Annotated in this window: 15 protein-coding genes; 8 read left to right on the top strand and 7 right to left on the bottom strand. The window is 31.4% G+C overall.

All coding sequences use genetic code 11. The features are described from left to right. Positions 1-15: 15 nt before the first annotated feature. Positions 16-5619, bottom strand: coding sequence for a lamin tail domain-containing protein (locus tag H6553_09975; protein MCB9034153.1), 5604 nt, complete (start codon positions 5617-5619; stop codon positions 16-18). A 139-nt stretch (positions 5620-5758) separates the two neighbouring features. Here H6553_09975 and thiH point away from each other — a divergent pair, with 139 nt between their 5' ends. Beyond that, on the top strand, positions 5759-6817 hold the full coding sequence (gene thiH / locus H6553_09980) for a 2-iminoacetate synthase ThiH (GenBank protein MCB9034154.1): 1059 nt from the start codon (positions 5759-5761) through the stop codon (positions 6815-6817). 2 nt (positions 6818-6819) lie between these two features. Here the strand turns inward: thiH and H6553_09985 are convergent, their stop codons facing one another. Continuing rightward, on the bottom strand, positions 6820-7665 hold the full coding sequence (locus H6553_09985; GenBank protein ID MCB9034155.1) for a hypothetical protein: 846 nt from the start codon (positions 7663-7665) through the stop codon (positions 6820-6822). A gap of 9 nt (positions 7666-7674) precedes the next feature. Next, positions 7675-9009, bottom strand: a complete 1335-nt coding sequence (locus H6553_09990) for a T9SS type A sorting domain-containing protein (protein MCB9034156.1) — start codon at positions 9007-9009, stop codon at positions 7675-7677. Between the two features lie 205 nt (positions 9010-9214). On the opposite strand from H6553_09990, the gene porQ reads away from it, so the two are divergent. The 6 genes from porQ (at position 9215) to rpsA (ending at position 15815) form a co-directional block, all read left to right on the top strand. Beyond that, positions 9215-10264, top strand: a complete 1050-nt coding sequence (gene porQ, locus H6553_09995; GenBank protein MCB9034157.1) for a type IX secretion system protein PorQ — start codon at positions 9215-9217, stop codon at positions 10262-10264. Between the two features lie 5 nt (positions 10265-10269). After that, a complete protein-coding gene (locus tag H6553_10000; protein MCB9034158.1) occupies positions 10270-10956 on the top strand; it encodes a (d)CMP kinase in 687 nt (228 codons plus the stop codon). Beyond that, complete coding sequence (locus tag H6553_10005) at positions 10953-12005, top strand: fatty acid desaturase (GenBank protein MCB9034159.1); 1053 nt, start codon at positions 10953-10955, stop codon at positions 12003-12005. The genes H6553_10000 and H6553_10005 overlap by 4 nt, the downstream gene beginning before the upstream one ends. A 74-nt stretch (positions 12006-12079) precedes the next feature. Continuing rightward, on the top strand, positions 12080-12859 hold the full coding sequence (locus H6553_10010) for a hypothetical protein (protein ID MCB9034160.1): 780 nt from the start codon (positions 12080-12082) through the stop codon (positions 12857-12859). Further along, positions 12849-13334 carry a hypothetical protein gene (locus H6553_10015; protein MCB9034161.1) on the top strand — a complete coding sequence of 162 codons (486 nt, stop codon included), beginning with the start codon at positions 12849-12851 and terminating at the stop codon, positions 13332-13334. The genes H6553_10010 and H6553_10015 overlap by 11 nt, the downstream gene beginning before the upstream one ends. A gap of 168 nt (positions 13335-13502) precedes the next feature. Beyond that, on the top strand, positions 13503-15815 hold the full coding sequence (gene rpsA / locus H6553_10020; protein MCB9034162.1) for a 30S ribosomal protein S1: 2313 nt from the start codon (positions 13503-13505) through the stop codon (positions 15813-15815). A 376-nt stretch (positions 15816-16191) separates the two neighbouring features. Here the strand turns inward: rpsA and H6553_10025 are convergent, their stop codons facing one another. From H6553_10025 to H6553_10040, 4 genes are all read right to left on the bottom strand, one after another. Beyond that, positions 16192-17166: an IS110 family transposase gene (locus tag H6553_10025; protein ID MCB9034163.1), complete on the bottom strand. Its 975-nt coding sequence runs from the start codon at positions 17164-17166 to the stop codon at positions 16192-16194. A 423-nt stretch (positions 17167-17589) separates the two neighbouring features. Then, positions 17590-18462 carry an alpha/beta fold hydrolase gene (locus H6553_10030; GenBank protein MCB9034164.1) on the bottom strand — a complete coding sequence of 291 codons (873 nt, stop codon included), beginning with the start codon at positions 18460-18462 and terminating at the stop codon, positions 17590-17592. After that, on the bottom strand, positions 18444-19595 hold the full coding sequence (locus H6553_10035; GenBank protein MCB9034165.1) for a glycoside hydrolase family 3 protein: 1152 nt from the start codon (positions 19593-19595) through the stop codon (positions 18444-18446). Before H6553_10035 ends, H6553_10030 begins: the two co-directional genes overlap by 19 nt. Positions 19596-20021: 426 nt before the next feature. Beyond that, the gene (locus H6553_10040; GenBank protein MCB9034166.1) at positions 20022-20978 is read right to left on the bottom strand and encodes a DUF4935 domain-containing protein; all 957 of its coding nucleotides are present in this window, start codon (positions 20976-20978) and stop codon (positions 20022-20024) included. Between the two features lie 1471 nt (positions 20979-22449). Between H6553_10040 and H6553_10045 the strand changes: the two genes are divergently transcribed. Then, the gene (locus tag H6553_10045) at positions 22450-25788 is read left to right on the top strand and encodes a methylmalonyl-CoA mutase family protein (GenBank protein MCB9034167.1); all 3339 of its coding nucleotides are present in this window, start codon (positions 22450-22452) and stop codon (positions 25786-25788) included. Positions 25789-25793: the final 5 nt, after the last annotated feature.

Genomic DNA, 25793 nt, shown 5'->3' on the forward strand with positions numbered 1-25793 from the left:
CTGTAGACAAGTGTATTACTTAATATACAATTTTTCAGTATAAGTTTTGTGTTCGCCAACTATTCTAAAAACATAAACACCTTCTGCTAATTGATTAACAACATCATCAAGTAAAATAGCATTATATCCTTGTTGAATTTGTCTATCGTCATTAAATAGTAACTTACCATCTAGTTGATACAATTCAAAACGCATTAGCTCAGTTCTTCCATTTTGAATATTGGCATGAATACCAACTCCAGATTGATAGTAAATTTCTGCTCCATCAACATAGTTACCACACTTAGCCAGCGTAATATTAAAAGTATGTACAGTGCCATCAAAATCTATTTGCTTCAATCGATAGTATTGCATATCTAATGCATCATTATCAATATAACTATAGTTTAAAACTTCAGTAGAAAATCCAGCAGCATGAACTGTTGTTAGCGTTTCAAAGTGAATTCCGTCTGTAGATTTTTCTACAATAAATTTATCACTATTAATTTCTGAAGCAGTAGACCAATTTAATGTAACAGCACCATCATTATTACAATTTGCAGAAAAACTCAATAACTCAACAGGTAAAGCAGTAGTATTTCCACTTCCACCACCTGGAGCAAAATCAGAAAATCCACTATAACCAGCACCAATAATTTCGTAGTAATTATTAGAAACAATACAATTATCTCCACCAAATGCAGCACTTGGAGGCCAAGTTCCTCCACCAGTTCCTGTAGTTGCTTTTAAAGCTCTATAATTATTTTTATATCCAGCTACATCATCATTTGGATATGTATTTGCATTCAATGCATTTGGATGTAAATAAATATCATACGAGAAAGTTGTTCCTGTAGAACTTACAAAATTCCACCAACCTTCGCCAGTCATATCTGTATATTCTACAAAGTTAGTTGCACCACTACAAGTAACTTCTGTAAAAGGTACTGTAATAACTCCTGGATCTCCTGCTACAAATTTAGCAGTTGCATAACCACTACCAGAAGCAATATTTAAAATTACCGGATTGTATGCTTCGCCAGCAACAGCATCGCCAACTGGAAAATCATAATTCCCTGTGGTATTAATATTTCGCTCTAAATTACCGAAAACATATTTATCGTTTACATAAGTACCTGTAGTATTTGGTGTTTCGTAACCTTTTATAGCATTGATAATACTAGGATTATTTACTGTAACCTTGTATGCATTTGTTTTAATAATTCCACCACAAGCAAAGTTTAATACACCTGTATTGGCAACTTCAATATTATCATTTAAATTTAAATATGTTTGTGCTGTCTTTTTAATAGTTAAATTATAGAATGATTCTAAAGCAATACTTATTGTTAAGTTTTGAGTAGAAGCACCATTAAATGAAACTGTTGATTTTCCTTGTAAGAAACCATTAGCACCATTGTTATTTGTCCAATCTCCAGCAATAGCAATCGTACCATCTTCAGTTCCACCACCATCTGCATCTAACTGACCACCACTGTTTATTATTAAGTTACCACTAATAACTAATTTGTTAGTAGCATTATTTTCAACTTTTACAATTGCACCATTTTGAATAGTTAAATTCTTGCAGTTAGCTACATCAAAAAATTGATCTGAGTATACAGCTGCTGCACTAATATTAGGTTTATTTGTAGTATTTGGAATGGTAACATTTACACTTTGATTAGGCACTAAATTCGCAGACCAGTTCTCACAATTAAACCAGTTATCATCAGCCGCACCTGTCCATGTATTTACAATAGACGAATTATCTATTGGCAAAGCAGATGGAATTGCAGTTAATGCAGTATTAAAGTTAGAGCAATCAGAATAAGCTGTCCAGTTAGAGGTATTTAATAATCTATCTAACCATGAATATTTATCTGTTGTAGTTACTGCTCCAGTATATAAGAAAAAGTCTGTAGCACCTGTAGCTGGTGTTTGATTATAACATCCCAAACCATCTGGTAGTTCAGAAAACTGTGAACGATTAGGAGTAGAACCACAATCTGGTGCAGCACCCCAACTTGTTTTAGTATTAAATGCAAACAAATATCTACCTCCAGTATAGGTAGCATCATGATTGTTTGGTGTTCCATTATCCCAAATACCACCTTGCATAAATAATAATTGATCTCCTCCAGAGTTAGTATTTATAGTATTACTTCCCAAATCTGTCACATTCCAATTTGTAGCTAATGTTGTTGGTGTTCCAGAAGGAGGAATTACCCATTTTATAACAGTACCGGCAGGTATAGTTGCTCCAGTATAAGTAACTCTATAAAACCCTTCTGTATTATTAAATTTGCCAGCAGTGCAATTACTCCAACCATTATCTGTAATATCTATAGTAGTACCAGCATAAATATCTTTAAATGACACAAAATAAATATTATCTATACCGCCGCCGCCGCCGCCACAATCATTATCATTTGAGTTCATACCAATTACAGCAAATTCACCAGCACCTAGTGTAGTAGAACCTGTTGGAGTTCCATTTACAGCAACACCACTACTCCATTCTGTTCCTTTTCTAGTAAAGACTTTAAAGTAATAGCTTGTACCATTATCTAAACCATTTAGTGTAATAGAATTTCCTGTATTTTTATATACTACCTCTTCACACACATTAGATAAACATGATTCTGAATTAGCTACTTCATAATTACTACCATCGCCACTTGGTACAGTAGTAACAGGTGCAGCAGTACACATTACTACCATCATTTCATCATAACAAGCTGGATTAGTCCAAGTTACTTGAATACTACCACTGCCTGAAGATGATGCTGTTACTAAAGTAGGATTAACTGGTGCTAAATAAATAGTAATTGGATTTTTAAATGCATAATTACAAGTAGAAGATGGATTGCTAGCAACCACTCTTATTTTATATTCTGTTCCAGATGTTGTTCCTGCAGGAATAATACCATTAATTGTTCCACTAACGCTAGTTCCTGATAAACTTAAAGTACCTAAATTAATAGGCGATGTAAAACTACCACTAGCATCAGATAATTGTGCAGTAAATATATTTCCTGCATTATATGTACCATAAGTATAAAATGGTACTGCAATATTTGAAGATGTAGCTGATGTTACACAATATTCGTTTAGTGTAATATTATGTGTTACAATTGTATTTGTATTATAACAATTAGAACAATGATACCCTAAGTAATCTGTTTCATTAAAGCCAACACTAATCCATTCTGTTGCTAAAGTTGGGAAACCAGTTCCACCAGGATTTACTTGAATTCCTTTTTGAATGGTAGGTATTCTAACTAAAGTATTATCTAAAGTAGTATTTCCTCCGCCTGTCCATTCCGTGCCTGGATCTTCACCTATATTGCCAAAAATATCTAGTATTAAACTGCCTTTTACCAAGGCAACTACATCATTTCCATTAAAATTTAAAGATCCATTGGTTTGATCTGCCAAAGTTCCTGCAAATGAAGCACTACTATGAGCTAAAACCCATGTTCCATATGCTGGTATAGTTCCACTTAAAGCGTATGTAGAATAAGTAATATTTCCGTTATAATATATTCTGATAGCATAATTACCAGCACTTAAATTAATTGAAGAAGCTGTTGGATTATATACTTCTATCGCTTTATCATTGTTTAAGCCAAAAACATATTCTGATATATATAAGTCACCGCAAGCACTAACAGCAACTTCTCCAGAACAAGAGATAGTTTCTGAAACATCACAAGCAGTTGGTAAACCTGGATAATCAATACTGATATCTCCAGTATAAGTACCTGCACTTAAACCAGCATTTAATTGCACATAATAGGTAGTTAATCCTAAACTACCTAATGTATAAGGTACTGAAATAGATGAACTAAAGCTTATACCATCAGTAGAAATGCTAAAGTTAGTTGGTGCTGTAATTGTAATATTTCCTAACAATGGAAATAAGTTACTAGCACTTATAGAAAATGTTTGTGTAGCAGAAGGACCATTACCTTGTTCATAATTTAAACCAGTGATACTAGTTACAGATGCATTAATTACAGCTTCTAAAGTTGTAAAACTATTTGGGTTATTAGTACTCGTCGTAGTTAAATAACAATCATCAGCAGTATTGTATTCAAATACTTGGACGAAATAATCTGTATTACAAGCTAAACCATTTACAGCTACCGAAGTTCCAGTACCATCATACACTACATATTCATCAGCTGCTATAGTTCCACCTGTACCAAATGTAGTACTTGCAGTATACGAAGTTCCACTAGCAGGTATTCCTGCAACAGCACTTCCTGCTTTAACTACTACAATTCTTCTATTCCCATTTCCGTTTGTCCAACTAATATTTGCAGTAGTTGTTGTAATAGTATTAATACTAACATTAGTTGCTTGAGTTGTAGGTGCGGTACAAGGTGTACCACAAGTAACTTCTATATCATCAATATAGTGAGATCTATCATCAGCTGAACGATATAACCTTATACGAACGCCTGTTTGGCTTGTGTAAGCACTAAGGTTTGCCGTAAATTGAACATAAGTAGTGCTAGTGCAAGTATGCTCAATTACATCAACCCAAGAAGAGCCATTGTATACTTGTATTATTATTCTGTTTCCATTTGTTACAGATTCTGTACTGCTAAGTGAAGCCCAATAACTAATTGAACTAGGATTATCGATAGGTGGTAATTCCAACCAATCACCTACATCATTAAATCCAATATATCTTCCAGAACCACCTCTTGCACTTGCACCTGTACTTGCATAAATACCATCAGCAGAATATGTTCCTGCATTTGCTGTTTCTGTCCATACTCCACTTCCATGATTAGCCCAACCATCTGCATCTTCAAATCCATCAGTTAAACAAACAGAAGGAGCATTGGCAGAGCAAGAACCTGGATCAGTAACTGTTACATTATCATTGCAAGAACTTGTAGTAGCATCTGTTACAGTTATTGTTACATTGCCTGCACCTGCAGAGCCATTTTGTAATGTAAATGAAGTTGCGGAACCATAAGTTCCACTAGTAGGTGAAATTGTTCCACTACTTACGGATACATTATAGTTAGAACCAAGTCCTGAGCCAGTTGGATTTAAATCGAATGTAATATAATCATCTGTAGCAACAGCAGTAGTGCTATTATCATTACAAGTAACACTTGATAAACCGAGAGCGGTTAGAGAACATGAAGAAGCAGAACCTGCTGTTAGTCCAATATTATATAAGGCAATATTTGAACCGCTAGGTTTTAAAGTATACACCCATTTTATATAACTAGTAGAAGCACTTATAGCACTAATAGTCTTTGTTCCCAAAGCATCTCCAGCTACATATGTTGATAATGCACTATAAGAAATACCATCACTTGATTCATAAACAGTAAATGAACATCCTGTCGGTAAGGTTCCAGTGAATGAATTATTTACACCTAAATCAAATGTAAGCACACCAGCTGTTCCATTAAAATACAAAACAAGCTCATCTCCTTGTGTATCAAACTTTAATTTAGGGCCAGAATAGTCAGAACCTAAACCTGTATGAGAGAAACCAGTAGGAAGAGCACCTTTTGCTAATGTTGTTGTTGAAACTGGCAATGTTGCCTGTCCAAAGCCAAGAGAGTAAATTGATAAAATAAAAATAAAGAAGTAAATTTTTTTCATACACCCAAGTTTTATAGTTCTAAAATTATGCAAAAAATAACACTTGTTAGGAAATTTAATATTAAGGTTTCTTGTACAAATTATGCCTTTTTATTATATCTTCGCACTTATCCACAATTTTGACTATCAGAGACTTGCAATGTTAAAAAGTAGTATTATAAATTCCTTAAATGATGCGTTCAATAACAACAAAATTCTTATTGATACTTTTAAATATATCTTAAATATTGAGAATGAAGAATATCTTAATAAATATAAAGCAAAAAGCTATGCTATAAAACAGATGCGTTTTGGTAATACCATGCAATTGTTTGCTCCTTTATATTTGAGTAATACTTGTAAGAATGTTTGTACTTACTGTGGATTTAGTGTGGATAATAAAATTGCTAGAAAAATATTAAATCCGACAGAAATTGAAGTAGAGGCAAGAGTTTTACAGCAACAAGGTTTTGAACACATACTAATTGTAACTGGTGAAGATAATAGTGAAGTTGGTTTAGCTTATTTATTGAAAGCTATTTATATTTTAAAAAAATATTTCTCTATTATTTCTGTTGAAGTTCAACCTTTAGAAACAGAAGATTATATTCAACTAAAAGATGCTGGTGTACATACTATTATAGTCTATCAAGAAACTTATAATAAAGAAACTTATTTAAAAGTTCATCCGAAAGGAAAAAAAAGAAATTTTGAGTATCGATTAGATACTCCAGATAGAATTGGAGATGCTGGCATTCACAAAATTGGCTTAGGTATTTTAATTGGTTTGCATGATAATTGGCAAAATGATTTAATTGATTGTGCTCTACACATCAACTATCTACAAAAAAAATATTGGCAAAGTAGATTTTCTATTTCTTTTCCTAGACTGAGACCTTTTGAAGGTGAATTTGAACCAGCATGTACAATCACTGAGTTTGAACTAAAAAAAATAATTATTGCTTTTAGAATTTGTTTCCCTGATATAGATATTATTTTGTCTACAAGAGAGCGACCTGAGTTTAGAAACGAAGTACTTGAACTTGGTATTACTACTATGAGTGCTGGTAGTAAGACTTCGCCAGGTGCTTATCAAGAGCAAAATAACTTAGAGCAGTTTGCTGTTAATGATAATCGTACACTAGCAGAAATTGTATCACTACTAAAATTAAATAATATTGAACCAGTTTTTAAAGACTGGGACTATTGTTTGGCTTAATTCTAATCTTTAATACACCTTAGTGAATAATATTGTGTTTTTGCTATTGTAAAGACTTCTGCAAAACTAGATGCAGGATTAAATAAAGTTCGTCCATAATTATAAGCAGAGTTATACTCTGTTGCTGACCAAAAATATGCATTTGAATGAAATTGTTGAATTCCATAGCCAGCAACATAATAACCAGCGAGCAAACCACTAAAACCAGAAGCATTTGTTTGTCCACTACTGCCTTGGTCTCCTCTTTTTAATGCATTACCACCTGTAATACTGCCACCAACTGCTGTTTCTAAAGCAGTCCATTCATCTTTAGTTGGTACATGCCAACCAACAGGACAAGCACCTTTCATAGTACCTGGAATTCCATTTTGAGGTAAACTACCTAGAGAAGCACCATTCCAGTTATAATAAAGCCCAACAGAATCTGGCTGAGTACTATCGGCACCAGCCCAAACATTAGCACCGGGATTAAATCTTAAATTTTCTGCCATCCAACATACACCACCAATAGATACAGTTTGATATACTTCTCCATCTCTACTATCAGTAAATGGTTCTCCGCATATGTGACCCAATGGAGCTGTTGAGCCACAAAGTTCTTTCCATACAGTTCCATCGTAAAAATTTAAGCAATTTGAAGTAGTACAGAAAATCATTAGACCAGCTGCTGGACTAGCAATAGAATCTCTTTTTTGAGCAGTCATTCTTGGAGGCAAGAAACCTTTGTCTGAAGCATAAACATCTAAAATAGCAGATGCATCTGGTGTATTTGTATTTACACCCATGCTTTGTGCGTTTGTTAATACAAAGCAAAGCAAACTAATTGTAGTAAGTAATAATTTTTTCATAAATATTTTTTATTCTGTTATAATAATTTTATTTGTTGAAAACGGTCGATTACCATCACTTAAACTTACAAAATATACACCACTTTGTAAATTTTGATCAATAGGATAACTATATGTAGTACCATTAAAGTTAACCTGCTCTAATAATTGTCCATTCTCAGCAAACAAATATAAAAATTTTGTGTGATTTTGTAGCTCTGATGTACTAATGTTTAAATTTTCTCCTCTTTTTATAACTGTAGGAAACACTTTTGAAGAGAATATGGCTTCATTTACACTGTTAAACGCTACCTTTCTTATGTCTGAATACTCAAAACTTCCATCTAAATCTACTTGTTTTAATCGATAATAATTAATTCCATTTAATGGTTCCATATCATAAAAATCATAATTATGAGTTTCACTTCCATTTCCTTTACTAAATATTTTCTCAGAGATTGTAGTAAAATTCAAATCATCTGATGCTCTTTCTATTTCAAAATAATCATTATTAATTTCTGATGCAGTTTGCCATTGTAACAATGCTTTTTGATTGTCTATATTCTTAGCATCAAAAGAAATTAATTCTACTGGTAAAGGTGTTGCTGTAAAATCAGAAAAAGTATACATCTTAAAACTATTCATTGATGTAGTAGTAATTGTATTGCTTAAAGTATCTAGGTTTGTACTTAATAAGCTCCAATTTGAACCATTATCTAAAGATTGATAAACTGCTAATGTTGATTGTTGTAATCCATTTAATTCATTAGTAAGATATTGTAGTTTTAGCGTTGCATCTAAACTACTATTATTACTTGGTGTAATTTTATAGTTTCTACTAGCAGAAGTTAGTCCGAAAATAGTGAAACTAATATTTACTCTTTCTATAGTAGTTAAACCTAAATTTTGAGTACTGGTAATTGTTGCACCAATTCCACCTATATTATCATCTGTTGGATTATTAATACTTCGTTGTGTAATTATTTTACTACCAAAACCAGTAATGTAATGCTCGTCTGTTTCATTCGAAATATAAGCAGTAGTACCTAAATTTAAAGTTCTAAAATTCAAATCAACAATACCACTATTTAATTGTAGCGTATCTTCTACAATAATATTAGTATTTACTTCTAAAGTAGAAGCTGTTTTGTTCAGCAACAGCTTTTCAAAAGTAATTGGTTTACCATATAATGTTTGTGTTTGATTACCATCGAAACTAATATTGCCAATAGATGCTAAACTATCTTTATGGTTAATTAAATTTTTATCTATACTTATGGTATTTTGATTTTCAATTTCAGCGAAAGAGTCAATTTCCAAATTAAGGTTATTGATTGAAATTGGTGTATTTACATACAGTGGCAAATCTATATAAACACTTGTAGCGAAACTACTGTGTATTATAAAGACGCTCAAAAAAAAGAGAATAATTCTTCTCATGAACTTGGGTTTTTATTCTGTTTCTTAAAATAGGGTTAATGTAAAATTAACAATAAATTTTATTAAAAGCAAATTTTTTAAGCACTTTTTTGAATTGAAAAGAATGAGTACTTTTACCATTGTTTGCAACATGAACCAAGCGAAGTATATATTATTACTATTAATTGCATTGTTTTTATCACAAAAAACAAATGCACAAATTGGTGGAACTGCTACATTTGCTTATTTAAAATTTCCTACGGCTGCAAGAGCAGAAGCATTAGGTGGTGGCATTGTTCCAATTTACAATCAAGATAATAGTTTGGCATTTAGCAATCCTTTATTAATTGATTCTGCTCAACATCAACAAATTGCTTTTTCTAATGCCTTTTTTATTGATGGTATTAAAAATGGTAATTTGAGTTATGCTCATTATCATAAAAAAATAAAAACTACTTTATTGTATGGTGTACAATATGTTGCTTACGGAAAAATGGAAAGTTATGATATGGCAGGCAATTATCTAGGCAATGTCAAAGCTTCAGATATTAATCTACAAGTTGGCACAGCTCATCATTGGAATCATTTATACTATGGTGCTACGCTTAAATTTTTAATCTCTAATTTAGCTGGAGAAAATGCCATTGGTATTGCAACAGATATTGGTTTAGCATATATCAATCAAGAAAAAAATATGAGTGCTTGTTTTGTTTTTCGCAATGCTGGCTTTCAACTTAAACAATATTTAAAAGAACAGAGCAGAGAAAAATTACCATATCAATTAGATTTTTCTTTTTCTAAACGATTCAAACATTTACCATTAACTATTATTACCACTGCGCATAATTTACAAACTTGGGAATTGCGATTTCCTTACGAGGAACAAAGCAATAATAATATTTTTAATAGCAATACAAAAAATAAAAATACGATTATAGATAATATATTTAGACATGTTATTGTTGGATTTGAAATTGAAGCTGGCAAACCTGTACGACTTCGATTTGGATACAATCATTTAAAAAGAAGAGAGTTAGCACCAACTGCTAAAAAAGGTTTCGCTGGTATTAATGCTGGACTTGGTTTAAATATCAAGCAGTTTGCATTAGATTATGGTTTTGGTGCTTATCATCCTGCAGGAAATGATCACTATTTAACGCTACGAATTAAATTAGATGAATTTGGCAACAAAGCAAAATAAATGGTATGAGCAACATTAATATTGCAATAGATGGATATTCTGCTTGTGGCAAATCGTCAACAGCAATAGAAGTTGCTAAATTATTAAACTATATATATATAGATACTGGTGCAATGTACAGAGCCGTTACACTTTATTTTATTGAAAACAATATTGATATAGCTAATAGTAAAAGTATTGAAGCTGCATTGCAAAACATACAATTAAAATTTAAAAATATAGATAAAGAAAGAATACTTCTTTTAAATAATAAAAATGTAGAGCAAAAAATTCGTCAACCAGAAGTGGCGAGTTTGGTTTCTGAAGTAAGTGCTATTAGTGCTGTACGAAAAAAAATGGTAGAACAACAACAACTTATGGCACTACAAAAAGGTGTGGTAATGGATGGTAGAGATATTGGTTCTGTGGTATTGCCAAATGCAGAACTCAAATTTTTTATGACTGCCAATATCGATATTAGAACAAAGCGAAGACAAAAAGAACTCTTAGAAAAAACTGGCAAATTATACGACTTAAACGAGATAAAAGAAAACTTAATTCATAGAGATAATATTGATTCCACACGAGCAGACAGTCCGTTAACTTTAGTAAAAGATGCTATGATAATTGATACTTCTTTTATAACTTTAGAAGAACAAATTGAAACCATCTATCAAAAAGCTATTCAAAAAATAAACGAAATGGTAGCATGACCGACAGTCAGAAAATAGTACAAATTAGAAAAGATATTGCTCAATCTTACAAAGAAATCAAGCAACAATATCCTATATTAAAAAATCAAAATGCTATTGGATTTGCTATATTTTCATTATCTGTTGTAATGATAGTTATAGCATCTTATTGGTATATAAAAGGCAATCTATCTATTTGGATATTAGTACCATTCAATGCCTTTTGGATGTCTATTTTACACGAATTAGAACACGATTTAATTCATTGGATGTACTTTAGAAAAAACAAACTCGTACATAATTTTATGTTGTTTACCGTTTGGATTTTAAGACCATTAACTATTAATCCTTGGTTGCGAAGAGATTTACATTTTCATCATCATAAATATTCTGGCACACTTCACGATGTAGAAGAAAGAGGCGTTACCAATGGCGAAAAATGGAACTTTTTACGATTGATAAAACTACCAGATTTAATTTTCGGTGGATTATTGCGTTCTACAACTATTAAAAAAGATATTATTAATGAAGTAAAAGCAGGACACATTACTAAAGCACAAGCACTACGATTTAAATACATCAGCACTTACGCTATGTTGCCAGTAGGAATTATAGCACATTTAATTTGGTATATTTTTTTAATACATTTGATTGTACAATTCGCCAACAACCATTTCAATTTAAATTATCATAGTCCAGCTTTTTTACACCAACAACTCATTTGGATACAACCATTTGTAGCTATTTTAGTATTGCCTAATTTACTACGACAATTGTGCTTACATTTTATTACTTCAAACATGCATTACTTTGGAGATGTAGAACCACAAAACATTCTACAACAAACACAAGTGTTAAACCATCCAATATTTTTGCCACTACAATTCTTTTGTTTCTTTTTCGGACATACACATGCTATACATCATTTTGTAGTAAACGAAACATTTTATATACGACACATCACCAGAAAAAGAGCACACGAAAGCATGAAAAAAAACGGTGTTCGTTTTAACGATTTAGGTACATTTAAAAGAGCCAATCGTTATCAAATAAAGACAGTAACTGTGTAGCTACAAAGCTTATTCAAGGTATTCGCTTTAAAAGTAAAAAATAAAATAAACTTAATTTTTTATATATTTGTTCTGTGGAAAAAATTGGAGAAATAGAAATTCGAGTTGTTGGAAAATCAGGAAATATGGATTTAACTCCTGATAATTATGACATACGACAAATTGCAAACATATTGCAAAATGTGGAGGATTTATTATATCCAAATAATAAAAAAGATAGACCACTTATTACTTATGACATTAAAGAAGGTTCTGTTAAACACATTTTTAAAACACCAATGCAATACATTATTGGTTTTAGTGCTATTTTAGGACAAATATATGAAACTAATTCAATTGACTTTCTTGACTTAAAAACAGCTAGAGCAATTGAAAATATTCAACAATTATCTCAACAAAAAAATTATCATTTTGAATTTAGCACATCTATAAAAAAAGAAGTGGAACTATCTATAAATCCAAACACAAAATTTTTTAGAACAGAAAATTTATGGGTAGATGCAGAATTTTATTTTTATGGTATGCTTACAAATGCTGGTGGAAAAAGCAAAGCCAATATTCATATAGATACTTCTGATTATGGTTCAATAACTATAGAAACAGAAAAAGATTACTTAGAAGACCAAGAACAAAATCTACTATATAAAAAATTTGGTGTTAGAGCATTTGGAAAACAAAATACTGAGACTGGAGAAATAGATACAAAATCGCTTTCTTTAATTGAGTTAATAGATTACGAACCTAAATTTGACGCCAACTATCTTGATTTATTAATAGAAAAAGCGAAAAAAAGCTGGACAGGTATCAATACAAACGATTGGATTAACAATTTAAGAGGAGGATATGAAGCATAGCATTTTGTTAGATACCAGTTTCTTCATTCGTTTATTAAATGATACTGACCCATTACATAACAACGCCAAAGGATATTTTAAATATTTCTTAGAAAATGAAATAACACTAAAGGTATCAACTATATCTATTGCAGAATATTGCGTTAAAGGTAAAATTGATGAATTACCGTTGAGAAATGTGCAAATTATTCCTTTCAATTTAGACCATGCCAAAAGAACAGGAGAATTTGCAAAAGTAATTTTTGAAGAAAATATGATTAATAGTGAAAAACTTTTTCCAAGAGCAATAATTCCAAATGATTCAAAGCTATTTGCACAAGCAGATCTAGACAAAACAATAATATACTTTGTAACTTCTGATTCAAGAACTAATAATATTCTAACATTGCTCAAAAAACAAATTTCTCCAAGGTTTGATATTATTGATATTTCCAAACCATATGATGAAACTTTTGGAATATTAAATCTTATATAAATACACCAATTTATACCACAACTGCATAGCTAAAAATTAATATTGAATTTTTATTTTTTATTGGTTTACAATCATTTAATTACTATCTTTGCATTCCATTTTTTAAATGGAAATGAATTTATTTTTTAACCTTTTAAAACTTTGTCGCAAGACAATTTTATTTAATGTATGAGCAAATTTGATGAAGTGATTGAGAAATCACAAAAAGTAGCCGAAGAAATCGGTGCAAATCTTAGCAAAGAATTTTTAACAGCAGTAGCAAAAGGATTAGGTCCTTCTATCTACAACGCAGACGCAGAAAAAGTTTCTTCTAGCGATAAAGAAGAACTCAATCGCGTAAAAACAAATTTTTTAATTGGTAAACTTGGCTTGGAAGATAGTCCAGCTTTAGATGAAGCCATTGCTGAAGTAGTAGAAACTTTTGGTTCTGGACACAGAAACAAACTAAGAGTAGTATTCTATGCTTTACTAGCAGAAAAATTTGGTAAACAAGACATTTATTTAACTTCTGATGAAGCTACTGAAGAAGTTGAAGATGCAAACGACGATGATGTAGTGGAAACAGACACAGAAGTAGTTGTTTTAGAAGGCGATGACGACGATGATGTTGTTATTGTAACTAAAGCTAAAGTTGAAACCAATGACGATGAAGATGGTGACGACAACTACGAAAACGAAATTCAAGCATCTAGAGAAGAAAAAGCTAAAGCATTTGATTGGTCGCAAAGTAAATACGGTGCTAACCAATATACAGATGCTCAAAAAGCAGACTTAGAAAAACTATACGACAACACGCTAAACCAAATTGAAAACGGAGAAATTATTAAAGCAATAGTTACTAATATAACAGATGCTGATGTAATTTTAAATGTTGGCTTTAAGAGCGATGGTATGATTCCATTAAGCGAATTTAAAGACTTAGAAGATTTAAAAGCTGGCGATGAAGTTGATGTATATGTAGAAAACAAAGAGAACAAAAAAGGACACTTAGTACTTTCTAGAAGAAAAGCAAAATTAACTAGAGCTTGGGAATCTATTAAAGATGCTAACAGAGATGAAACTATTGTAAAAGGTAAAGTAGTAAGCAAAACAAAAGGTGGTTTAATTGTAAACCTTTTTGGAATGGAAACTTTCTTACCAGGTTCTCAAATTGATGTTAAACCAATTACAGACTACGATCAATATGTAGGAAAAACAATGGAGTTTAAAGTAGTGAAAGTTAATGAAGCTATTAAAAATGCCGTAGTTTCTCACAAAGCATTAATTGAGTCTGATATGGAATCTCAAAGACTAGAAATTATTGGCAAATTAGAGAAAGGTCAAGTATTAGAAGGTACTATCAAAAACATTACTGACTTCGGTGCATTCATCGATTTAGGTGGTGTTGATGGTTTATTATACATTACTGATATTTCTTGGGGAAGAATCAATCATCCAAATGAAGTATTAGAAATGGATCAAAAAATTCAAGTAGTTGTTATTGATTATGATGATAACAAGAAAAGAATTTCACTTGGTTTAAAACAATTACAACCACATCCTTGGGACGATTTAACTACCGAAATTGAAGTAGGCAATACTGTTAAAGGTAAAATTGTAAACATAGAAGACTATGGTGCTTTCTTGGAAATTACACCAGGTGTTGAAGGTTTAATCCATGTATCTGAAGTAAACTGGAGCAATCAACCAATTAACTCTAGAGATTTCTTTAAGTTAGGCGATGAGTTTGAAGCTAAAGTGGTAACATTAGACAAAGACGAAAGAAAAATGTCTTTAAGCTTAAAACAATTAACTGAAGATCCTTGGACTGCAATTGGCGAAAAATATGCTGTTGGTTCTAAACACAAAGGTATCGTTAAAAACATTACACCTTATGGCGTATTTGTAGAATTAGATGATATTGTTGGTGGTATGGTTCATATTAGTGATTTATCTTGGACGAAAAGATACAATCATCCAAACGAGTTTACTACAATTGGTAACGAGTTAGATGTTGTAGTTCTAGAAATAGATGTAGAAAACAAGAAAATTGTTCTTGGACACAAACAACTAGAAGAAGATCCTTGGGATACTTTTGAAGGATTATTCCCAGTTGGTTCTACACACGAAGCTACTGTACTTAAAAGAGAAGACAAAGGTGCTATTGTTCAGTTACCATACGGAATTGAAGCATTTGCTCCAACGCGTCACATCAAAAAAGAAGATGGTAAGTTAGCAGAAGTAGACGAAACACTAGAGTTTAAAATCTTAGAATTTGATAGAGATGATAAACGCATTATTGTTTCTCATACAAGAGTTAGTGAAGACAACAAGCTAGAAGACAAGAAAAAAGCTAGCGATGAGAAGAAAAAAGAAGGTAAACGCACTAAAGATGCTGTGAAGAAAGTAAACAGCAATGTAGAAAAATCTACACTAGGAGATTTAGATGCTTTATCTGATTTAAAAGCTCAGATGTTAGAAGATTCTAAAAAAGACAAATAATCTTTATTGGCTAGAAAACTAGTCCATAGATAAACAAAAGACGGCGAAGCTTATAGCTTCGCCGTCTTTTTTATACCAAGTTCATATTTCGAGTTTTTTTATTGACAAGATAAATTATATAATAAATCAACAATTATGCATTCGTCATTCCAAAAAATTTCGTAGTATAACTTGAGTTATGGATTAGAACAGTTTGAATAAACTAGCAATTATTAGAAAAAGAGCGTCTTTACGAGCGGATGAAAGTAGCGAAGTCTACCTGTTCGGCACCATGTCTACCGACAGGTAGAGACAGGTAATCTACTTTATAATAGTTCATAGTTTGAGATTGCCACAATTTTGTTCGTTCCTCTCAAAATTTCGCAATGTTCTGTGCTTAAAAACAAACTTTTTGCATAAAATTTTCATTATATACTTCTTTATTTTTTGCTATTGCAAAGGCTTGTTTTAATAACTTATTAGCTATTGCTATTTTTACTACTCTTTCTGCTTTGCCTTTGGCAATTAATCTTTCATACATTGCTATACATGCTTTATTTAGTTTCTTGGCTGACCAACTACACATATACAATAACTTCCTTATTTGCGATTGTCCCATTTTACAAATATGTCCTCTGCCTCGCACACTTGTTCCTGATTCATACTTTCTCGGACTTAGTCCTACATATGCAATTAACTGTCTATAATTATCAAATTTTTTAAAATTATTGGTAATTACAGTTAACATGACGGCTGTTTTTTTACCTATACCTGGTATTGTTGCTAAACGCTCTAGAGTGTCTCCGTATGTTTGTTCTGATAATAATCTAAATCTTGTTTCTAATTTTTCTTTTCTTCTTTTTAGGGTTTTTATATGTTGATTTAGTTCTTGCTTTAATGATGAACTTAGTATACCACTGCTCGTATGTGCTTCTAACTGATGTTGTGTCTGACTTACTTGTTTACTTAATAACTCTATTGTGGAATATAGTTGTTTTAACTCCATTACTTCTTTATCTTGAGATTGCCATAACTCTGGATTTTGTTCTATACCATACATTGCTATGGTTTGTGCGTCTTTCTTATCTGTCTTTGCTCTTTGAAGTTTCATTTGACTGTATCTTCTTATAACCAAAGGATTTACTACACTTACTTTTATATTATTCATTTCTAAATACAAAGCTAATTGTAGATAATAACTGCCACTTGCTTCCATTACGACATGACTCTGTTCTGAAATAAACTTACATAACCTTTTAAATCCAAGTTTGTTGTTTTCTAATACATGATGTTGCCATTTACCAGTTTTGCTGTCTAATAATGCTACATCAAATGTTTGTTTACTAATGTCAATTCCTATAACTTTACTCATAATATTGTTTTTTGTGAAAAGTAATACTACACTAACTTATCTATCCTTAATACAAGCTTTATGCTTAATGTTCTGTTCAAGTTTTTGTAGTAATGGGTAAAGGGATTAACATTGCGAACGGTCTTTTTGACTAATGACAAACTAAAATCTTACTCTTTACCCTTTACTTTTCCTGTTAATAATTTCTACTAATTTAATTATTTATACAAACATAGGATGACGATTGATTATCAGTCAATTATGCAGAATTTAATCCATAACTCAGGTTAGTATAGCGAAGAAATTTATCTGGAATCTATAGCTAAATCTTAATATGATAGATTCCGTATATTTTTCGTTCCTAAAAATTACGGAAAGACGAAAACATGGCTGCGAAAAAGACAAGTTTTATTTCAGCTCTAAATGTACAATGGATTGTAAAAATCAAAAATTTTGCTTGATCCAGTTTTCCATTAAATAAAATATTTTGCTTGGTTTTTTGGGCCAATTAAAATGATTGTAATCATCATTATTCGCATCGTTTGGCAATAAATGTATATGCTCTCTAGATTTAGCATTTGGCATTTTGTCTAGTAAGTAGTCTACTGCTTTTTTAGGTGAAAAATCATCTACTGCTAATGAAATTGCCATTATTGGAATACTTACTTTTTGTAGATGCTCTTCGTAATTAAAATCGTCATTTAGCAAAATATAGTTTCCTGTTCTCGCTTGATTGCTCCAATCTACCATTACACTTTTGGCTTCTAAACCACCAAAGCCAATTTTTTTACCAGGAAAATATCCTAGCAATCTAGCCACTAAACCTACAAATTGTGTTTTCGCTAAAATAGCATACTGATTGTGTTCTATCCAACCTTTGTAATACACCGAACAACTAGTACACAAAATAATTCCAGCTATGGCATTTGAATATTTCGCTGCATGTAAACAAGCCATTTGTCCACCTAAACTATGACCAATAACAATTATTTTTTTATTAGCAAATTCTTTCTGAATGGTGATAATAGCATTATTTAAATCATCATTTACAATATTAGTATAACTATAATTTACTTTTGTAGATGGTCGTATTGATGACTTGCCTATTCCTTTATAATCTGTAGTAATGGCAATGTAATTTTGTGTAGCAATATGTCTTGCTAGTGTATCGTAGTATTTAGCAGCAATTCCCATTGCACTCAATATCAAAAATACAATTGAACTATCATTGTTTTTAGAAAAAACAGTTAACTCATTAGTAGAATTATCATTATTTGTATAAATTATATTTTTTATTTCTACTGTTGCTGCTGACATATTTTTAGTCGGATTACTTTTTTTATAGACGCTTCTATTTGTTGACTTAAGTCGTTGTTTTGCTGAAGTGTTGCTACAATTTGAGTAGATAATTTTCTTGGATTACTTGGCATTAAAATGATGTCGTTTCCTGCTTCTAATGCTTTAAAATCTGCATTTGGAATAGTTGCTACGCCTAGCATATTCATTGCATCTGTAATGGCAATTCCTTTAAAATTCAATTTGTCTTTCAATAAACCAGTCACTATATTTTTAGAAATAGTTGATGGTAAATTATTGGTATTATACGCTTCATTATTTTTAACTGCAATATGTCCAACCATTACAAAAATTGGATTGGCTTCTTGTAAACTGCTTTTAAAAGTAGCTACTTCTTCCATTTTTCCATTAATATAGACTAAGTTTTTATGCGAATCGCCAACTACGCTACCATGACCTGGAAAGTGTTTAATGCTTGTTGCAATATTGCTTCCTTGTGTTACATCAATAAACAATTTAGATTTTTCTAATATAATAGCTGTATCGTTTGAAAATGCACGACCACTAATCACTGATGTATTTTTATTATTGTCTATCACTGGTGCAAAGTTGACAGTAATTCCTGTTTGTAGTAATGTTTCTGCAATAGTAGTAGCTGCATTAATCACATCGTCATTAGTGTTTAATAAATTCGTTTTTGGCACTTTAGGTGTATTAAAGTACTTCATGTTAAACAAATACGGTTCGCAATCACAAGCATATAACTTATTAATATCTTTATTTATTTCATTAAATAAATCGATTTGTTTTTTTATAATATTAATATCGCCTTTTAAGAAAATTACATTGTCTATAATTGTATCTTGTAGTAGTTTAAGTGTAGTACTATAGGTATAAGTAGCATCTGTACTGCTAACTGCATACATAATAATTTGTGCTGCTTTTTGTTTTGTAGTTAGCGATTGATATTTTTCCTCCACTTGTTTGTCTAAGTACGGATTGTTGGAATAAAAATCGCTTAAGTCGAAATTGCTTTGTTTGAAGTTATCGTTTACGATTTCAACTTCATCTTGAAACAGTTTCTGTGCTTTTAAATTCTTAAATATACCTACAACAATAGCAACTAGTAAGCATATAGGAACGATGTATTTCATATTACATTTTACGGCAATAAATATACCAAATATTTTTTGCTACTAAGCAAGTGATATTATAGTTAATACTAATTAGCATTCAAAACAGTTTTATTCTTTTGTATTTTTATGATTAACTGAACTCGCTTTGAGTAGACTTAATTAAACTTGTGATTGCTTGTGAGAACAAAGGTGATAACACCTTTATTGTGTGTAGTGTATTTAGATTCCTGCTTTCGCAGGAATGACGAGAATTATTTTGCTATTGCTTTTTTTGTTGATAGATGAAAAGTACATAGTAAAAACTAATCTAGTACCACATAAAAATACCAAAGCCAAAATATAATTTATATAAATAAGCATATGTAATACTATATACTTATAGTTTTTAGCATTTTTTACCCAGTTGTGTAACGGTCACCTATGTTAGGCGATGTATTTATTCTACTACAAATCATATTGATACTCATATTTTTTATAAATATTTTCATCAATTTTTCCCTTATTAGCTTCTATAATTTCTCTTCGTGCTGATAATATTGTCCAATTACTTTTAATCCAATATATCTGATTATTAGTTGCAAACGCTGTAGTTATATCATTTAATTGTTTGATTGAGAAATTATCAAAATTTCGAAGCTTTCGCACTACACTTTTGGCATTGTCAAAAGAATATGCTTCATATAAATTTTTTATTATTATTTCTTTTTCTGTTTCACTTGTTATTTCAATTTCTGGATAATGCTTTTTGAAAAAATCTGTTATTTTTCTAAAATAGTGTAGATTAGATTGTTTTTTTTCTTCCCACTCACTTAACAAATAATCATTGAACTTTTGATCATTAAGTTTTGAATAAAAGTCTTTATCATCAGAAATAAAATATAAATCTTCTTCATCTGGAATTTTGCTCAACAAACTTTCCCAATTAATTGCGTCTCCATAAGATTTATCCTTTCCTGGAGGATTTCCAATATCATATCTTATTATTGCTTTATTTAGAATTTTAGCTGTAGTTTTAATAACTTCTGCTTTATCAAAGAGTTGATTTAAGATTTCATCGGCTTGTAAAGTTTTAGTTTCGGCATCGTGTTTCAATTTTTTTAATAAACTATTTTTATTCTTTTCATAATCTTTTATTGCATTTTTCATTTCCTTATACTCATCATAATTATGACAAATCATAGGAAATTGATTATTAAATTTTGAAGAAGTTAATTTATCTAAAGAATCTGCAATTTTAACTTCTCTGTTCCTGTAAAATTCATTTTTTGTCTGTTCTGGAATATATAAGCAAATATTATCAGTATTGATTAATGCAATTAATTTTTTTAATTCAGCTAAATCTTCATTTGAAAAATGATAAAATGTTAAATAAACGTTTGTGTCTATGTATATGTTCTTCATAATATATCACCCAACACCCAAATATAAGCAATAAAATAACTTGCGTATATTTTTTTGTTAAGAATAAATTTTGTTTATAATGGTTTTATTTTCAATAGTGTATAAAGGATATATTTTTGCGTATTTTAAATATATACTGTTACTTGTTTGCTACTTTGTTGGTGAAAAATACATAGAATACGCAATATGAATAATCAATTATATACTTTTTCTTTTGGCACTCACAACAATAAAAATGTAATATGGATTGCTTTTTTTAACCAACAATTAATAGAAGATTTAAAGATTTACTTTCTATCAGCGTTCTCTATCAAGTAACTCTGATGAGTGAGAATTTGTATGTATTCTACTATAATATTTTATCAAAAGTATAACTACTTTTTATTGGCAGAAATAGCGTAGGAAGAAAAAATGTGGCGGCTAAGCGTGGGAATATAGCGTGGAGCGATCATTTTTTCTTGACTTTTTTGTTACTTTTTGTGTCAAGACAAAAAGTAAGGAAAATAAGAGTTGAGTAATGTTTTTTCTTATTAGCTATAAATTATTATTTTAATTAAGTACTTAATAGCTATGCTGACTAATATTTTATGCAAACTCAGTTATAAGAATACCAAGCTAAGCCACTTTAAAAGCTAAACAACTTACTAAAAAACCAAGTCAGTTAATAAAACACATAAGTCGAGCCACTTAAAAACCAAACCAAGTTAGGGTAAAAACTAAGCTGACTTATGTTTAAAGTGGGTAGAGGTACTTAAAACACTAACTGAGTTATGGTAAAAGATAAACCCAGTTAAGGTAAAACATTAACCGAGTTAAGGTTTGAAGTGGTATCCTGTACTTCTATAAGTGGGTTGGTATACTTAAAACCTAAACCAAGTTAGGGTAAAACCTAACTCAGCTTATATTTTAAGTGGGGTGGACTACTTAAAAACTAAGTGAAACTGACAAATTGGGTGGCTACCCCCACTTCGGAAGGGGGGTAGGGTACTTCGGAAGTGGGGTAAAGTGCTAAATTTACGCCATTATGGCAGTTTTTTTTTATTTTTCGTTTTAGTAAGGAGATACTTCGTTCGTTCCTCACTCAGTATAGACGGTTGGTTAAAAATGGCTCTCGATACTATAAGTAAAATGTAATTGATAATTAGACCGTCTATTGCGAAATTTTGAGAGGAACGAACAAAATTGTGGTCTACCTGTCGGTAGACAGGCAATCTCAAACTATGAACTGCTATAAAGTATATTGCTTCGCTACTTTCATCTGCTTGCAAGGACGAGGATTATGTTTTTGATTTAGGAGATACTTTGTTCGTTCCTCACTCAGTATAGACGGTTGGTTAAAAATGGCTCTCGTTACTATAAGTAAAATGCAATGAATTAAAGCATCTTCAAAAGAAAGAAAATCAGCAGAAAGGAAATGTATAATTGAACACTATATCCTTCCATTTCTATTAGATAATACCTAAATTTGTATATGCAAACAGTCCAACCTTATCAACCTAAAAATAAAATTAGAATTGTAACTGCTGCTTCTTTGTTTGATGGACACGATGCTGCTATCAATATCATGCGTCGTATCATTCAAGCAAGTGGTGCAGAAGTGATTCATCTAGGTCATAATCGTAGTGTGCAAGAAATTGTAAACTGTGCTATTGAAGAAGATGCTAATGCCATTGCTATTACTTCGTATCAAGGCGGACACATAGAATTTTTTAAATATATGTACGATTTATTAAAAGAAAAAGGTTGCGGCCATATTAAAATTTTTGGTGGAGGTGGTGGTACCATTCTTCCTACTGAACAAGAAGAATTACAACACTATGGTATTGCAAGAATTTATTCTCCTGATGATGGTAGAGCAATGGGTTTGCAAGGAATGATTAATGATTTACTAGAGCAATGTGATTATCCAACTGGCGAAAATGTTGAAATTGATAAAAATAAATTACTAGCAAATAATACTCATTATTTAGCTTCTTTGATTTCTTTTGCTGAAAATAATGCCAATAAATTTCATGATGCCTTTCAATCTATTGATTTTTCAGATAAACCAATTTTGGGTATTACAGGAACTGGTGGTGCTGGAAAATCTTCTTTAACCGATGAAATTGTAAGACGATTTTTAATCGATTATCCAAACAAAAATATTGCTATCATTTCTATCGATCCAAGTAGAAGAAAAACTGGTGGTGCTTTATTAGGTGATAGAATTAGAATGAATGCTATCAACAAAGCCAATGTGTTTATGCGTTCTATGGCAACGCGACAAACCAATGCTGCTACTTCAACAGCACTACACGATGTGATTCATATTTTTGAAGCTGCCAATTTTGATTTAATCATTATTGAAACTTCTGGAATTGGACAAAGCGGAACGGAGATTGTAGATTTTGCCAAACTCAATTTATATGTTATGACACCAGAGTTTGGTGCTGCTTCGCAATTAGAAAAAATAGATATGCTCGACTTTGCAGATATTGTAGCCATTAACAAGTTTGATAAAAGAGGTGCTGCCGATGCATTGCGAGATGTAAAAAAACAATATCAACGCAATAGAAATTTGTGGGAAGCAGATGTTCAAACCATGCCAGTTTTTGGCAGCATTGCTTCACAGTTTAATGACCCTGGAACAAATGAGTTGTATCATGCTATTATTACAAAGCTGATTGATGTATACCAATTAGATTGGAAGATTAATGATGCACTGCAAAAAGGCAATAGCGAGAAAATTTTTATTATTCCACCAGATAGAGTGCGTTACTTGTCTGACATTACCAAAAATAATAGAGAGTATAACCAATGGACAATTGCTCAAGCTGCCATTGCTCAAGATTTGTTTGCTCTACAAAAAGCGTATGATATTACACAACAAGAATCTTTACAAGAACACATTACGCAAAAGCAAAATCAGTTAGATGCTAATTGCAAAACAATATTAGACAATTGGAATACTAAGAAAGAAAACTATACTAACGAATACTATATTTTTAAAGTACGAGATAAGGAAATCAAAATAAAAACTTATAGCGAAACTTTGTCACATACTAAAGTACCAAAAGTGTGTTTGCCCAAAACAGATGCTTTAGGTGATATTTTAAAATGGAATTTACAAGAAAATGTTCCAGGCGAGTTTCCGTTTGCAGCTGGTGTATTTCCGTTTAAAAGAGAAAACGAAGATCCTACAAGAATGTTTGCAGGAGAAGGTGGTCCGGAAAGAACCAATAAACGATTTCATTATGTGTCCTTAGGTATGCCTGCTAAAAGATTATCTACTGCTTTCGATTCGGTTACATTGTATGGTGAAGATCCTGCCATTCGTCCAGACATCTACGGAAAAATTGGCAATTCGGGTGTGTCTATATGCTCTTTAGATGATGCAAAAAAACTCTATTCTGGTTTTGATTTATGCAATCCTACTACTTCTGTTTCTATGACTATTAATGGTCCTGCAGCTACCATTTGTGCTTTCTTCATGAATGCTGCTATCGATCAACAATGCGAAAAATACATACACAAAAATAATTTAGTAGATGCAGTTCAATCTAAAATCAAAAAAATCTATCAAGAAAAAGGATTAGAGCCACCACAATATTTTGGTACTTTGCCAGAAGGTAATGATGGTTTAGGATTAATGTTGCTTGGTGTTACTGGCGATCAAGTGTTAGAAAAATCAGTGTATGATAAAATAAAAGCATACGCATTATCGCAAGTAAGAGGAACCGTACAAGCAGATATTTTAAAAGAAGACCAAGCTCAAAATACTTGCATTTTTTCTACCGAGTTTTCTTTAAAACTCATGGGCGATGTTCAAGAATATTTCGTAGCACATCAAGTCAATAATTTTTATTCGGTGTCTATTAGTGGCTATCATATTGCCGAAGCAGGCGCCAATCCAATTTCGCAGTTGGCATTTACTTTAGCTAATGGGTTTTCATTTGTAGAGTACTATATTTCTCGTGGCATGAAAGTAGATGATTTTGCCAAAAACTTGTCTTTCTTTTTCTCTAATGGTATTGATGCAGAATATGCAGTTATTGGTAGAGTAGCTAGAAGAATTTGGGCAAAAGCTATGAAGTATTTGTACAAAGCCAATGAGCGAAGTCAGAAATTAAAATACCATATACAAACCAGTGGTCGTTCTTTACACGCACAAGAAATAGATTTTAATGATATTAGAACTACGCTTCAAGCATTATATGCTATTTATGATAATTGCAATTCGCTACATACCAATGCTTATGACGAAGCCATTACTACACCAACCGAAGAAAGTGTACGAAGAGCAATGGCTATTCAGTTAATTATTAATAAAGAATTGGGTTTAGCTAAAAACGAAAATCCAATACAAGGTGCTTTTATTATTGAAGAATTGACCGACTTGGTAGAAGAAGCTGTTTATAAAGAATTTGACCGATTAACAGAAAGAGGTGGTGTGCTTGGTGCTATGGAAACAATGTATCAACGCAGTAAGATACAAGAAGAAAGTATGTATTACGAAACCAAAAAACACACTGGCGAGTTGCCAATTATTGGTGTAAATACCTTTTTGTCGTCTAAAGGTTCACCTACCATTTTACCACAAGAAGTGATTAGAAGTACCGACGAAGAAAAACAAAGACAAATTAATAATGTAGCAGCACTACACGAATTTAATAAAGATAAATCGAAAACAGCATTACTGCAATTACAACAAGCAGCACTCAATAATGAGAATTTATTTAGTGTATTGATGGAAACGGTAAAGTATTGTTCTCTCGGAGAAATTACGCATGCACTTTTTGAAGTTGGCGGACAATATAGGAGGAATATGTAAGAGTA

This window comes from Chitinophagales bacterium (assembly GCA_020636535.1).
Lineage (GTDB): Bacteria > Bacteroidota > Bacteroidia > Chitinophagales > JADIYW01 > JADJSS01.